Raw genomic sequence first — 15,034 nt, forward strand, 5'->3', positions numbered from 1 at the left:
TCCTACTTACGCTTCTTCGCCAACAGTTTCGTCTTCGATGCCCAATTCTTGTTTAATCCAATCATAACCTTCCGCTTCCAAGCGGGCAGCTAGCTCTGGACCACCTGATTTCACGACGCGTCCTTGCATCATGACATGGACAAAATCAGGAGTGATGTAATTTAATAGACGTTGGTAATGAGTGATGATCAAGCAGCCAAAGTCTTCCCCACGCATTTCGTTGATCCCTTTTGAAACGACTTTAAGTGCATCGATATCAAGCCCTGAGTCAATCTCATCCAAAATGGCGATTTTAGGCTGAATCATCATTAATTGAAGAATTTCATTGCGTTTTTTCTCTCCGCCGGAGAATCCTTCGTTTAAATAACGTTGAGCCATATCTTCATCCATTTCAAGGAATTCCATTTTTTGATCCATTTGACGGATGAATTTCATCAATGAAATTTCGTCGCCTTCTTCACGGCGAGCGTTGATGGAAGAACGTAAGAAGTCAGCATTGGTAACCCCGCTGATTTCACTTGGATATTGCATGGCAAGGAATAGCCCGACACGAGCACGCTCGTCGACTTCCATTTCCAAAACATCTTCACCATCAAATGTGATGCTTCCGCTTGTTACTTCATATTTTGGGTGACCCATGATTGCTGATGATAAAGTGGATTTACCAGTTCCGTTAGGTCCCATGATTGCATGGATTTCCCCACCCTTAACTTCAAGGTTTACCCCTTTTAAAATCTCTTTGCCCTCAATTGATACGTGAAGATCTTTAACCGTTAATGTAGAAGCTGACATAATAATACCTCCGTGAACTAATTCCTATTTTATTACCAGAAAGTAAAATTTACTTTCTCAACTATAATTATCGTAAAAAACATTCTCACTTTATTCTCATTCCAATTTTATAACAAATCCAATTTGGAATCAACTAATATAGAGAGGGTTTCCACTTCTTGCATGGTGAAAACCTGTCCTATTGACAGGATACTAACAGTTATAGCCCATTTCCAGCAAAATAAGACTTATTTTATCCTTTGTTAAAATTATCTTATTATTCGGGAAATCTTCGTCCTTACTAATATATGAACGGAAGGTTACGATTGTAAGGCATGATCGCTCCGCTTCGAAAAAGAAAAAAATCGGGCTGTCAGGCATTATGTAAGTTACCAAATAAGGAATACCCTTATTTTCTGGACCACTTACCATTTTACCTCTACAGACCGATCTTTTAAAGAGTTCTTTTTATATGCTTAGCCGTGAATTTTGCGTTGTAGGTCCAGGACCATTTTGTTGCACTTTTCATGTTCCCTATCTCGTTCTTTCTCAACCTCGATACGGAGGTCTAAGTTTCTACTGTACTCACTGTAGCCAATCCCATGTGAAGACTGCATCGCCTTTTCCATTTCGCTTGTTACATTCAAATCTAGAGTATTGATAGTGAACCATCCTTTCAAATTTGTGAATCAATTTATTGCCTTCATTATTCCTTTACCCTTCACTTTCATCATTAAACATGAAAAGTAAATAGTTTTGGAGGAGTTGTACATCAAATTCGATGCAAAAACCAAACTCACGAATAAAACGGCTAAATTCACGAGTAAAAGCCCGAAACTCACGAATAAATTCAACAATTATACGAAGAACCCGGTCAGAATTGAAGAGTAAAAGCACGAAATTGACGAGAAACGGCCTCAAATTCGATGCAAAGTCTAAATTCGCGAGTAAAACTTCGCCTAATCAAAAAAGGTTCCGGAATGAAATCATTCGGGAACCTTTTTGTTGAATTATTTATCCGCTGGTACAACTGCACCTTTGTATTCTTTAAGGATGAAATCTTTAATTTCTTTGGAATGCAATACTTCCACTAACGTCTTGATCGCTTTTTTATTTTCATCGCCTTTGTTTACAGCAATGACATTCACATATGGTGATTCGGAATCTTCAATCGCAATCGAATCCTTCAATGGATTCAAGCCTGCATCAATTGCATAGTTGGAGTTGATCAAAACCGCATCGCCTTCGCCGCTTTCATAGATTTTCGGAAGTAATGCCGCTTCGTATTCAGCATCGAATTTAAGGTTTTTCTTATTTTCGATGATATCTTTCGTTGTAGCTGTCGTTTTATCAACGCCCTCTTTCAACTTGATGAGGCCATTCTTTTCCAACATGGATAAAGCACGCCCATGGTCAGCGACGGAGCTGCTTAAAATGATCGTTGCTCCTTCAGGAAGTTTATCGATGCTTTTGTATTTTTGTGAATATAAACCGATAGGCTCGATATGAATACCGCCCGCATTGACGAAATCATAGCCATTTTCTTTAATTGCCGACTCTAAGAAAGGTAAGTGCTGAAAATAGTTCGCATCCAATTCTTTATCGTTCAGCGCCTTATTCGGTAAAACATAGTCCTGGAATGTTTTGATTTCCAAGTCGATGCCTTTTTCTTTAAGGATCGGTTTGGCTTTTTCAAGGATTTCGGCATGCGGAATATTGGATGCCCCTACGACCAATTTCTCGGTCTCGCTGCCGCTTTTTTTATCCTTATCACTTCCGCAAGCTGCCAAAGCAATCGATAACACTAAGATTAACGCAAATCCTAAAAATTTCTTCATCCTCTTCATCTCCCTTTATCTTTTGTCCAATTTGGATGTAATCACATCTCCAATAATTTGAATTACGAAGACGATAATTAGAATAACGATTGTCGCTACGAGCGTAACGTCATTTTGACTTCTTTGGTAGCCTTCCAAATAGGCCAGGTTACCAAGCCCGCCTGCACCGATGACCCCAGCCATTGCGGTATAGCCGACTAATGCAATCGATGTTACCGTGATCCCTGAAACGAGGGCGGGCATCGACTCTGGAAGAAGGACCTTCCAGATGATGGTGCTCGTTTTGGCCCCCATCGATTTAGCGGCTTCGATCACACCTTTATCGATTTCACGGAGACCGATTTCCACCATCCGTGCATAAAACGGGGCTGCTCCGATAATGAGTGCCGGCAGTGCCGCATTCTCGCCAATCATGGAACCGACTAGCGCTTTGGTGAAAGGAATGAGCAGTACGATCAAAATAATGAATGGAATCGAACGGAAAATATTAACGAGAGCACTGATGATCCCGTTAGCGGCCCGGTTTTGCCACATATTGCCCTTCCCTGTCAGGAACAGGACCAACCCCAATAGTATCCCGATAAAGAAGGTTGCCACTACAGAGATGCTTGTCATATACAGTGTTTCTTTTGTTGCCTCAATCATTTTTTCCCAATCCACATTCGGCAATAATTCTTCAAGCATGAGTGATCACCTCCACGCCTACCTGCTGTGCTTTAACGAATTCGATTGCGCGGAGCATTTCATCCTCTGTGCCATCAAGGTGAATGAACAATGTTCCATATGAGCCGCTTCTTGTTTGGGATATTTTACCTTGAACGATGTTGACATCCAACTCGAAGTTGCGTACGAGCTTGGTTATCAACGGGCTTTCGGCATGGTCACCGACGAAAGTCAATTGAATCACTTTACCTGCAGGATAGCGTTCGAACAAATGGTCCATCGTTTCTTTCGTTTCTTCTGGTTCCGTCACCTGCTGCACGAAACGCTTCGTCATCTCTTCCCGCGGGTCCCTGAACACATCGAGGACTGGACCTTGCTCAACGACCTGCCCGTTTTCCATCACGGCCACACGATGACAGATTTTACGGATTACATGCATTTCATGTGTGATCAAGACGATCGTTAATCCCAGTCGCTGATTGATATCCACGAGCAATTCAAGGATGGAGTCAGTGGTCTGTGGGTCCAAAGCGGAAGTCGCTTCATCACACAATAGAACTTTCGGATCATTGGCAAGGGCCCTTGCGATTCCGACCCTTTGCTTTTGTCCGCCGCTTAGCTGCGAGGGATACGCCTTTTCCCTGCCTTCAAGTCCGACCAGTTTGATCAATTCATTGACTCGCTTCATCCGTTCCGATTTTGAAACCCCTGCAATTTCCAACGGGAAGGAAATATTATCCTGAACGGTTCTGGACCATAATAAATTGAAATGCTGGAATATCATGCTGATTTCCTGGCGGGCCTTACGAAGGTTAGCCCCTTTAATTTTGGAAATTTCCTTATCCGCTACGACAACCGTCCCCTCGCTCGGTGCCTCCAAGCCATTGAGCATTCTTATCAGCGTACTTTTCCCTGCCCCACTGTATCCAATGATGCCGAAAATCTCGCCTTTATTTATGTCAACGTTCACGTTATTTACAGCCTTGATCGTCCCGCCGTTTCCTTTTCCTGTTCGAAACAGCTTACTGACGTTGGTCAATGTAATCATTCATGCTCACCTCTTTTATCCAATAAAACCTATGAACTTAGTTGATTTATCTACATTATCCAGCTTTTAATCTTTTACCAAGCTTGCACATGCTTATGGTTTCCTAAATTTTAAAAATAAAAAAACCTTTCTGCATGAGCAGAAAGGCAGGTAAAAAAGCTGGCCTTCCCCTCATCTTCCAAAGTGTTTACACTTTGTGTGAATTGGCACCTTTCCAAGGAAAAACCTCCTTGTCGGTTGCCGGGCTTCATCGGGCACATCCCTCCACCTCTCTTGATAAGAGCTAATATATAGAATATTTGTACATCATTACGTTCATTAGTATGGAGAAATTCTATCACAGATAAAAAAGGAGTGCAATGTATATTATTTCTAACACAAAAAAGTTTAGGACTACTTTCTTAAATCGATTGGGATGTCACCGAAACGATATCCGTCGCTTTCTGTATTGCCTGCTCCAAATCTTCTATCAAGTCATCTACATTTTCTATTCCGATGGATAGACGGACTTGATCGGCGCTCACTCCGGATTTTGCCAAGCCTGCATCATTCAGCTGTTGATGGGTGGTGCTGGCGGGGTGGATGATTAAACTCTTCGCATCTCCCACATTCGCCACATGTGACCATAACTCCACCGAATTGATGAGCCTGGCCCCTGCTTCACGGTCTCCTTGAATCCCAAAGGTCACCACGGCTCCCGCACCCTTAGGCAGGTATTTATTCGCAAGCGCTTTATCTGGATGATCCTCATTGGCCGGATAGGATACCCATTTCACGGCAGGGTGGTTTTTCAAGTATTGTATGACGGTCTTGGTGTTAGCAAGATGCTCTTTCATCCTTACATGAAGCGTTTCAAGACCAAGCGTAAATTGGAAAGCACTTTGGGCGCTTAACGCAGGTCCTAAATCGCGGAGCAATTGCACCCGGGCTTTGGTAATGAAGGCCGCAGGGCCCACTGCATCGGCATAAACCAAGCCATCGTAGCTTGGGTCAGGCTCCGTGAAACCGGGGAAGTTCGGCGAGTTCCAGTTGAAATTGCCTCCATCCACGATGACACCGCCTAAAGTCGTTCCATTACCCAAAAGCCACTTCGTTGCGGAATGGATGACGATATCCGCTCCAAAATCGATCGGTCTGCAAAGATACGGAGTAGCGAAGGTGTTATCGATGATCAATGGGATGTGGGCTTCGTGGGCGATCTTTGCCACCGCTTCAATATCGAGGACCCGCAAACTTGGATTTCCAATCGTTTCTGCAAATATGGCCTTTGTTCTTGGCGTAATTGCCCTTTTAAAATTCTCAGGATCATCAGGAGAAACGAATTTCACCTTAATTCCGTATTTAGGAAGGGTGTTTTCGAAAAGGTTATATGTTCCCCCATACAAGGTGGAGGCCGAAACGATTTCATCCCCTGCACCGGCAATATTGAGGATTGACAGTGAAATGGCAGCCATTCCGCTTGCAGTGGCCAATCCGCCGATTCCGCCTTCCAATAATGCCATTCTCTCCTCAAAAACGCTGACAGTTGGATTATGGAGACGTGTATATATATATCCCGTTTCCTTTAGACCAAATAAATTGGCTGCATGATCGGTATCTTTGAACAAGTATGCATTGCTTTGATAAATCGGAACGGCACGTGCTCCAGTCTCATCTGCTTGCAGGCCACCATGAACACTCAATGTTTCGAAACGCAATTTTTTATCTGACATACGCCTTCTCCTCTTCCTATATGGATTTCATTGAAAATATAAGCGGCCTTGGGAACGGTTCTTCACTTAAACAAAAAAAACCACTTCCACAAGAAGAGGCTTTCATACACACCTCATCTTCCAGAGTCAACACTCTGCTGGAATTAGCACCGTATATATGTATACCGGTTGCCGGGCTTCGTCGGGCCAGTCCCTCCGCCACTCTTGATAAGAACTATTAAATTTTGACCTTTACATGCAACAGTTTTCCACATTCAAAATATAGCATTTTACCATTATCCAGTCAATCAATTGTTAGAATATTCTTTGTTTTTTTATTCTGCCTCTCTACCTAGTTGCTATAAAGCCAAAAACCCAATCCGGTTTCCGTTTGGGTTTCTCAGCTGATTTCCTTAAGCAATCCATACAGATACGGAACGGATTGAAAGGCATATATCTTTTTGTACAGTTGTCCTTCCTTGAACAGCAATAAACAGGGCACACTTTCGATTTCATATGTTTCGGCCATCCCTTGGACATAGTTCATATTCATTTTGCCTGCCATCATTTCCGGGAATAATTGCAAAGATATCGTCAGCATTTTCGACGCCACCTGACACGTGCCACATAAAGGCGTGTATAAATATAGGCAAAAGTTTTCCCCGCTTTCAATAGCAACCCGGCATTCTTCCTCATTCCATTCCTGCATCACTAAGTCGTTCACCCTTTAACTTAAAAATTTCATTTTAACATTCATGTTGGCAGCCAGAAGTACAGTTGCAATATGATGTTCCGGTGAGCTTTCCACTTCTTTGTACATTTTATGAATGTACAGGTGGTTCGCCTCCGGCATTTCCCTTCGAAATTGCTTGCGCAGTTTTTCTCCCGATTCATCTGCATCAAAAAGGAGATACACATCCCGGTCCATCAATTCCTCCACCAATTCATCCAGTTTAGTGATGGAAATGGTTCCATTCGTACATCTTATTTCCACATCTTCATTTAAAACGGAGGCAACCTTTTTTCTGTCGGAACTGCCCTCTACAATGATCACCTTATCGAAATCGCCGCATTCCATGTCATCACTCCATTTCACGAATTATGTGGACAACCGCCAAGCACGAAAGGAAAAAGAGAGCAGACCCTCTTAAGGGCCCCCTCTCCTTCGTTTTACCCGTTGATCAAGCTTTCATATTCTTCCGCGCTCATAAGTCCTTCAACATCACTGCTGTTCGTTGGTTCAACGACGATCATCCATGCTTTTTCAAAAGGAGATTCATTCACATATTCAGGGTTGTCACTTAACTCATCGTTCACTTCGACAACCTTGCCGCTGATCGGAGCATACAGCTCAGAAACGGTCTTTACCGATTCAACGCTTCCGAATGGCTCGTTGGCTTTAAGCTCGTCTCCAACTTCAGGAAGCTCGACGAAAACGATGTCCCCTAGCTCTGATTGGGCAAAAGCCGTTATCCCGATACGCACAGTACCATCTTCCGTTTTGACCCATTCATGTTCTTTCGTGTAACGAAGTTCTTTTGGTGTTGTTGTCATTATTAATTCCCTCCATATGTATAGCTTATTTTTCTATTACATTATAAGGTAGAAATATTATTTAAGTAAGGAATTAACCAAATTTTTGTATAATTTTAGTTCCATACCTGTTCGAATTGCTCTTCTTTGAAACCTACTGTCACTTTCGTACCATCCGTAACAATCGGCCTTTTCAGAAGCATCCCATCAGTCGCCAATATATCAAGCATTTCGGCTTCGGTAGCTTCCTTAAGCTTATCCTTCAAGCCCAGCTCGCGATATTTTTGTCCGCTAGTATTGAAAAACTTCTTCAACTCCAACCCGCTCGTTTTATACAATTGTTCGATTTCGGTTCGGGAAGGCGGATTTTCCGCTATATGGATCGCTTCATATTGCAGTTCATGATGATCCAGCCACTTCTTCGCATTGCGGCATGTGCCGCATTTTGGGTACCAGTATAATATTAAGCCCATCGTTTCACCACCTATCAATAGAATACCCGTTTTCACCAAGCAATACAACGAAATGCACCGGATTTGAACAAAGGAAATAAAGGGAATGCCCATTGCGGACATTCCCTTCATTGAACCATTTCATTGCTTATAGCGCGTATTTTTCCGTTTCGATTACCTTGACGGACGCTTCACGTTTTTTCGCAATGACATTGATTGGGGTATGTCTTGTCAACTTGCGAAGCGAAGAAAGCATGATGCGTAAAGTATCACCCGTTTCTACGGCAATCAAGGTTTCCTTTGCATGCTGTTCAAGTTCATTGAATGCTTCTTGAACGAAAATTTCAGTGTAAAGCACCTTTTGTTTGTTCTTCTCCAAACCAGTAGCCGCAATCGCTTTTTCCGTACGTAATACGACCGATTCCGCAGCATACGCAAGCGATACGATGTCCGCAATGTTGGAAAGGATTTCTTGCTCTTGATCAAGTTTTTTGCCGAACTTTTGCGCAGCGAGGCCAGCTGCCAAAATACCGATTTTCTTGGCGTTTCTAACAAGCATTTTTTCTTGTGCCAAAGGCTCGTCGCCAGGCTCTTCCGGCATCATCATCATTAATTCTTCCTGCAATCCTTGAGCCTTTTGAAGAAGCGGCAACTCCCCTTTAAGAGCCTTCTTCAGGAATGTCCCCGGAACAAGCAGGCGATTGATTTCATTCGTACCTTCAAAAATCCGGTTAATGCGGGAATCACGATACGCTTTTTCAATTTCGTATTCCTGCATGAAACCATAACCGCCATGTAGCTGTACGCCTTCGTCCGTTACGTAATCCAATACTTCGGAAGCGAAGAATTTATTCAATGAACACTCAATCGCATATTCTGCAACCGCAGCCGCCATTGATTTGCCATCTTTCACTTGTTCGTCCGTCAGCTTGCTTTGCCTTTGTTCGTAAAGACCGACAGTACGGTATACCGAGCTTTCCGCTGCATATATTTTTGCAGCCATCGTTGCAAGCTTCTCCTTAGTCAAATTAAAATCGGAAATTTTCGTTTTGAACTGTTGGCGTTGATTCGTATAAGCTGCTGTAATTTCAAGAGCGCGTTTAGATCCGCCGACAGCACCCACACCTAATTTATAACGGCCGATATTCAAGATATTGAAGGCGATGACGTGTCCTTTACCGGCTACACCCAAAAGATTTTCAACCGGCACCTGAACATCTTCAAGGATTAAAGTACGGGTAGAAGAGCTTTTGATGCCCATTTTCTTCTCTTCCGCACCAGTGGATACACCCTTATATTCACGCTCGACAATGAAGGCAGAGAATTGTTCGCCATCGATTTTGGCGTATACAACGAAGACATCTGCAAAGCCTGCATTAGTGATCCATTGTTTTTCTCCATTTAAAATATAGTGTGTGCCTTCGGCATTCAATTTCGCTGTCGTTTTCGCTCCTAGAGCATCAGATCCAGAGCTTGGCTCCGTTAAAGCATAAGCCGCGATTTTCTCACCAGTTGCCAATAAAGGGAGATATTTTTTCTTTTGTTCTTCATTACCGAATAATACGATTGGCAATGAGCCGATCCCTACATGTGCACCGTGCGTAATGCCGAAGCCGCCTGAAAGAGCCATTTTTTCCGTTATTAACGCAGAGCTGATTTTATCAAGTCCCAACCCGCTATATTCCTCAGGAACATCAGCACCCAATAAACCAATTTCTCCTGCATCTTTCAGTAATTTTACCGAACGGTCGAATTCGTGGTTTTCTATATGTTCAACTTGCGGCAAAATTTCATTCAAAACGAAATCTTCAGTAGTTTTGGCGATCATTTTATGTTCATCTGTATAATCTTCCGGTGTGAATACTTGATCATACGTAATATCTTCTACTAAAAAGGCTCCACCTTTAATGAGGTTTTCTGTTGTTTGATTGGACATATTATTTCCTCCTAAATGAATAATGATCATTGAATCCCCCGGAAGCAGCTGAAGGCTTCCGGGAGGATGGAATTATGCTAATAATTCAAAGACTCCAGCAGCACCCATACCGCCGCCGATACACATTGTCACGACTCCGAATTGCTGGTTTCTCCGCTTCATTTCATGTAAAAGGCTCAATGTCAATTTGGCTCCCGAACAGCCAAGCGGATGTCCTAAGGCAATCGCTCCGCCATTCACATTGACAATCTCTTCATTCAATCCGAGCTCACGAATGATCTGGATCGATTGAGAAGCGAAGGCTTCATTCAATTCAAACAAACCAATATCGGATAGTTCAAGACCTGCTAGTTTTAAAGCTTTCGGAATGGCAGCGATCGGACCGATCCCCATAATCTCTGGCGGTACACCAGCCACTGCAAAGGAACGGAACTTTCCAATCGGCTTCATTCCCAATGAAGATGCCTTCTCCCCATCCATGACCATGACCGCGGCAGCTCCATCACTCGTTTGCGATGAATTCCCTGCCGTGACGGATCCGGTAACGGAGAATGCTGGTCTCAGTTTTTTTAATACGTCCGTCGTCGTTCCTGCACGCACACCTTCATCTTGTGCAAATGTGAATGACTGTTCCTTCAATTTAAGATCTGGCCCAACCGAGCGAAGGGTTACATCAACCGGTACGATTTCGTCGTTAAATTTCCCTTCGGCAATGGCCTTGGCCGCCCTTTGGTGGCTTCTTACGGCAAAGGCATCTTGATCGTCACGGGAGATGCCATATTTTTTTGCAACAGCCTCAGCCGTGTGGCCCATCCCCATATAATATTCAGGGGCGGTTTCCGCAAGCTGCGCATTCGGACGTGTCACATGTCCCATCATCGGTACAAGGCTCATCGACTCTGCACCGCCGGCAATGACCGTATCGCTTTGGCCGAGCATGATTCTCTCCGCTCCATACGCAATGCTTTGAAGCCCGCTTGAGCAATAACGATTGATGGTTATGGCCGGTACTGTGTAAGGCAATCCTGCCAATGCGCCGATGTTGCGCGCCATGTTCAGTCCTTGCTCCGCCTCGGGCATCGCACAGCCGATAATCAGATCATCAATGTTCCCTTCATAATTTCCTGCACGTTTTAACGTTTCCTTTACAACCAATGCTCCTAGGTCATCTGGACGAACATTAGCAAGAGAACCTTTCTTCGCTCTTCCTACCGGAGTCCTTGCTCCAGCAACTATTACCGCTTCTTTCATGAGGATCCCCCTAACTCATTTTTAAGCTATCAATCCATTAAGCTTCTTTTTTGTTTTCACCATCTATTCCAGCCAAACATCAGTTGCGAAGTGGTTTTCCTTTAACGAGCATGTGCTGCATCCTTGCTTGGGATTTCGGAGTCGAAATCAGTTTCAGGAACGCTTGTTTCTCAAGGTTCAAGATATACTGTTCATCCACTTCCGTACCATATGGAAGTTTGCCCCCGGAGAGGACGTATGCAAGCTCTTTCGCTATCACAAGATCATGTTCGGATAAGAATCCGGAAAGGCGCATCGATTCCGCCCCCAATAGAAGTGCGGCATATCCCGTTTCGCCCACGACAGGAATCTTCGTCCGGACTGGAGCGGTATACCCTTGTTCATGCATGGAAAGTACTGCCTGCTTCGCATCATACAGCTGATGGTCCGCATTCACGCTGATTCCATCAGTGGAATTGAGGAAATTATTCCCGCGTGCCTCCTCGGCGGATGTCGAAACTTTTGCCATCGCGACCGTTTCAAAAACTTGGTTGGCGACTTTCTGCAAGTCAAAGTCGACGCCCTTTGGCATATTCTTCAACGTTTTCACGTAAAGCTCCTTCGTTCCGCCACCGCCTGGGATCAACCCGACACCAGCTTCGACAAGGCCCATATAGGTTTCTGTCGTCGCCTGGATGCGTGCAGCAGGAAGCGATACTTCGGCACCGCCGCCAAGAGTCATATTGAACGGAGCCACCACTACAGGAACGGCACTGTACTTAATTTTCAGCATGGCCTTTTGGAATTGGCTGATGACCATATCCAGTTCGAAAATATTGTCATCCTGCGCTTCCATCAGCATCATCGCAATATTGGCACCTACGCAGAAGTTTTTGCCTTGATTTCCGATTACCAAGCCTTTGAAATTCGCTTCCGCTTCATCGACTGCCGCATTGATCATTTGCATGATATCAAGACCGATTGCATTATTCGGAGATGTGAATTCCAGCAGAGCAACCCCATCGCCGATATCGATCAAGCTTGCACCGCTGTTTTTCTTGATGACGCCCTTTTGCTTCTTGATCGCTTTAAGATTGATCACTTTAGGGTTTTCGACAAGCTCTTTATATTCACCATTATCATAGTAATGATTGACGCCATTTTCCTCTTTATAGAATGAAGTGATTCCTTTGGCGAGCATTTCCTTCACCCATTGAGGGACCATGACACCCTCGGATTCCATCCTTGCCACAGATTTCTCTACACCGATGGCATCCCAAGTTTCAAAAGGACCCGTGGACCATCCGAAGCCCCATTTCATCGCTTGATCGATTGCCACGATATCATCGGCGATGTCGCCAAGCAGTTGGGCAGAGTACACAAGCACCGGATTCAGCACGTTCCACAGCAATTGGCCGGTTCGGTCATCACTATAAACAAGCGCTTTCATTTTGTTTGCCAAGCCCTTGGCCTGTTTAGCACTTTCAATGGAAGGCGTTTTTAGTTTCTTTCGTGCTTCATACTCAAGAGTCTCGGGATTCAATTCAAGGATCTCCTTGCCTTTTTTCAAGAAGAAGCCTTGGCCTGACTTGCTTCCAAGCCATCCCTTCTCTAGCATTTCTTTCATGAAAGCAGGAATGCTGAAAACTTCTTTTTCTTCCCCGTCCACTTGGTCATAAACGTTTTTCGCAACATGGGCGAAAGTATCCAAGCCAACTACATCGAGTGTACGGAAAGTCGCGCTAGTGGCCCTTCCGATCAGCGGGCCGGTTACGGAATCGACTTCACCAACACTGTAGCCGCCTTTTTGCATTTCCCGGAGAGTGACCAACAAGCCGTAGGTGCCAATCCGGTTTGCGATGAAGTTTGGTGTATCCTTGGCTTCGACGACCCCTTTTCCGAGTACATCCTCGCCAAATTGTTTCATATATTCAAGCACTTCTGGAGAAGTTGCTTTAGTAGGTATGATTTCCAGCAATTTTAGGTAGCGCGGCGGATTGAAGAAGTGTGTTCCCAGGAAATGCTTTTGGAAATCCTCTGAACGGCCTTCCTTCATCGCCTCGATTGAAATTCCGGATGTATTCGACGAAATAATGCTTCCAGGCTTACGATGCTCATCAACTTGGGCAAAGACACTTTTCTTCACTTCCAGCTTCTCGACGACCACTTCGATGACCCAATCGACATCCTTTAAACGGCTAATATCATCTTCCAGGTTTCCCGCCTCGATCAACGCAAGATTTCCCTTTGCCGATAGCGGTGCCGGCTTTTGTTTTAAAAGCTTAGTAATCGCAGTTTGACTGATGCGGTTACGTACTTGTTTATGTTCTAATGTTAGTCCCTTTTTCTTTTCATCCTCTGTAAGTTCACGAGGTACAATATCCAATAATAAAGTCGGAATGCCGATGTTAGCAAGGTGTGCAGCAATCCCTGATCCCATAACTCCTGACCCTAGAACAGCAGCCTTTCGTATTTGTCGAACCAAGTTCATATCCCCCTTACGCAATGTATTGAATGAATGCTCATTCATTTTTAATCCAAAAAAATTTTGAATATTTTTTCTTATTACTAATATAGAATATATTTGGAAATTCCGCAATGATTAAACAGGAAAAAAATATTTTTTTATCCATCTTCCTTTGGTTATTTCTTCACTATTCAGTAGAAAATAACGAGCAGGAGGTGACCTATAAAATGAAACGTAAAAATAATCCTTCCAAAGCGGCTGTTAGTGCAGCAAGCGTCAAAGGCAATGCTGGCCCTGGCGGCGAACGTCAGCATGGGATCAACAAAGTGAACAGCCAGAACAATCAGTTCAAAAAATAAACGTCCTTCACGGGAGCCGGCCCACATCCGGGGCGGCTCCCAATTGCTATCTCCTGAATAACCCCTTTAAAACGAAAACCATATTCGCCGGTCTCTCCGCAAGACGGCGCATGAAATATCCATACCAATCCGTTCCATATGGAACATAAACCCTTACCTTGTATCCTTCTTCGACGAGCTCAAGCTGCTTTTCATTACGGATGCCATACAACATTTGAAATTCAAATGAATCACTCGCGATTCCGTGAGTCTTTACCAGTTCCTTCGTATAATCAATGATCTTATCGTCATGTGTGGCAACCGCTGTGTAATTTCCATTCAATACATGCTGCTTGATGATTTTCTTGAAATTTTCATCGACAGCTTTTTTCTCGGCAAACGCCACTTCCCTAGATTCTTTATAAGCTCCCTTAACAAGCCTTAGATTCGGATGATAGGCATTCAGCTCGGCAATATCCTTTTCCGTCCGATATAAATAAGCCTGTATGACAGTCCCTAATTCATTATATTCAGCCTTTAAGCTTTTGAATACATCCAAAGTCGGCTGACAGCGCGGAAAATCTTCCATATCTAGAGTGACGAAAACATGATTGTCCTTGGCTTCTTCCAAAATCCTCCTCATATTATCCATGACCACTCGTTCGGACACATCCAAGCCCATCGATGTCAACTTCAAAGAAAGCTGTGAATCCAACTTCTCTCTGCCGATCATGCGAATGGCTTCAATACACTGATCTGCCATCTGCCTTGCCTCTTGTTCGTCCTCGATGAATTCCCCTAAATAATCGATGGTTACAGCAAGCCCCTTCCGGTTTAAATCGGCAATGACAGCCAAGGCCAATTCCAATGACTCCCCAGCAACGAAACGAGATGCCCCGAACCGCAGCCCATATTTCTTGGCTGCCCTCGTCATGCTTTTATTTTTGGACAAAAACAAGAAAAGTCTCTTCATCATTCGCTCCATCTGCATTCCCCTCCAAATGATTTTTCGGAAAATCGATGCACAAGATCATTTTACCATTTAATTCAATTTTCAAATATTCAGA

14 protein-coding genes and 2 riboswitches are annotated in these 15,034 nt (G+C 43.9%); of the genes, 1 reads left to right on the top strand and 13 read right to left on the bottom strand.

All coding sequences use genetic code 11. The features are described from left to right. Nucleotides 1-6 precede the first annotated feature (6 nt). The 12 genes from sufC to MHI53_RS23080 all read right to left on the bottom strand — a co-directional run bounded on the left by sufC (nt 7) and on the right by MHI53_RS23080 (nt 13,647). Nucleotides 7-792, bottom strand: coding sequence for a Fe-S cluster assembly ATPase SufC (gene sufC, locus MHI53_RS23025; protein ID WP_034310141.1), 786 nt, complete (start codon nt 790-792; stop codon nt 7-9). A 989-nt stretch (nt 793-1,781) separates the two neighbouring features. Further along, nucleotides 1,782-2,609 carry a MetQ/NlpA family ABC transporter substrate-binding protein gene (locus tag MHI53_RS23030; protein WP_061142408.1) on the bottom strand — a complete coding sequence of 276 codons (828 nt, stop codon included), beginning with the start codon at nt 2,607-2,609 and terminating at the stop codon, nt 1,782-1,784. A 15-nt stretch (nt 2,610-2,624) separates the two neighbouring features. Continuing rightward, complete coding sequence (locus tag MHI53_RS23035) at nt 2,625-3,293, bottom strand: methionine ABC transporter permease (protein WP_061142407.1); 669 nt, start codon at nt 3,291-3,293, stop codon at nt 2,625-2,627. Further along, a complete protein-coding gene (locus tag MHI53_RS23040; protein WP_061142406.1) occupies nt 3,286-4,320 on the bottom strand; it encodes a methionine ABC transporter ATP-binding protein in 1,035 nt (344 codons plus the stop codon). The genes MHI53_RS23035 and MHI53_RS23040 overlap by 8 nt, the downstream gene beginning before the upstream one ends. Nucleotides 4,321-4,488: 168 nt before the next feature. Then, nucleotides 4,489-4,603, bottom strand: a riboswitch (SAM riboswitch). 118 nt (nt 4,604-4,721) lie between these two features. Beyond that, nucleotides 4,722-6,032, bottom strand: coding sequence for an O-acetylhomoserine aminocarboxypropyltransferase/cysteine synthase family protein (locus tag MHI53_RS23045; RefSeq protein WP_340372378.1), 1,311 nt, complete (start codon nt 6,030-6,032; stop codon nt 4,722-4,724). A gap of 110 nt (nt 6,033-6,142) precedes the next feature. Continuing rightward, a riboswitch (SAM riboswitch) is annotated at nt 6,143-6,246 on the bottom strand. Between the two features lie 165 nt (nt 6,247-6,411). Beyond that, nucleotides 6,412-6,720, bottom strand: coding sequence for a thioredoxin family protein (locus MHI53_RS23050; protein ID WP_340373721.1), 309 nt, complete (start codon nt 6,718-6,720; stop codon nt 6,412-6,414). 18 nt (nt 6,721-6,738) lie between these two features. Further along, a complete protein-coding gene (locus MHI53_RS23055; protein ID WP_061142405.1) occupies nt 6,739-7,089 on the bottom strand; it encodes a toprim domain-containing protein in 351 nt (116 codons plus the stop codon). A 92-nt stretch (nt 7,090-7,181) separates the two neighbouring features. Next, nucleotides 7,182-7,565, bottom strand: coding sequence for a glycine cleavage system protein GcvH (gene gcvH / locus MHI53_RS23060; protein WP_061142404.1), 384 nt, complete (start codon nt 7,563-7,565; stop codon nt 7,182-7,184). A gap of 95 nt (nt 7,566-7,660) precedes the next feature. Then, nucleotides 7,661-8,017: an arsenate reductase family protein gene (locus tag MHI53_RS23065; RefSeq protein WP_061142515.1), complete on the bottom strand. Its 357-nt coding sequence runs from the start codon at nt 8,015-8,017 to the stop codon at nt 7,661-7,663. A gap of 127 nt (nt 8,018-8,144) precedes the next feature. Continuing rightward, nucleotides 8,145-9,932 (bottom strand): acyl-CoA dehydrogenase family protein, encoded by a 1,788-nt coding sequence (locus MHI53_RS23070; protein WP_340372379.1) that lies wholly within the window; start codon nt 9,930-9,932, stop codon nt 8,145-8,147. A 72-nt stretch (nt 9,933-10,004) separates the two neighbouring features. Further along, nucleotides 10,005-11,183 (bottom strand): acetyl-CoA C-acetyltransferase, encoded by a 1,179-nt coding sequence (locus tag MHI53_RS23075; RefSeq protein ID WP_061142402.1) that lies wholly within the window; start codon nt 11,181-11,183, stop codon nt 10,005-10,007. Between the two features lie 79 nt (nt 11,184-11,262). Then, on the bottom strand, nt 11,263-13,647 hold the full coding sequence (locus tag MHI53_RS23080; RefSeq protein ID WP_340372380.1) for a 3-hydroxyacyl-CoA dehydrogenase NAD-binding domain-containing protein: 2,385 nt from the start codon (nt 13,645-13,647) through the stop codon (nt 11,263-11,265). 209 nt (nt 13,648-13,856) lie between these two features. Between MHI53_RS23080 and MHI53_RS23085 the strand changes: the two genes are divergently transcribed. Beyond that, on the top strand, nt 13,857-13,988 hold the full coding sequence (locus tag MHI53_RS23085) for a YuzL family protein (RefSeq protein WP_100532820.1): 132 nt from the start codon (nt 13,857-13,859) through the stop codon (nt 13,986-13,988). Nucleotides 13,989-14,034: 46 nt separating this feature from the next. Here MHI53_RS23085 and MHI53_RS23090 read toward each other — a convergent pair whose 3' ends face one another. Next, on the bottom strand, nt 14,035-14,952 hold the full coding sequence (locus MHI53_RS23090) for a proline dehydrogenase (protein ID WP_340372381.1): 918 nt from the start codon (nt 14,950-14,952) through the stop codon (nt 14,035-14,037). Nucleotides 14,953-15,034 lie beyond the last annotated feature (82 nt).

Origin of the sequence: Peribacillus sp. FSL E2-0218 (assembly GCF_037992945.1) — a bacterium.
GTDB lineage: Bacteria > Bacillota > Bacilli > Bacillales > DSM-1321 > Peribacillus > Peribacillus simplex_B.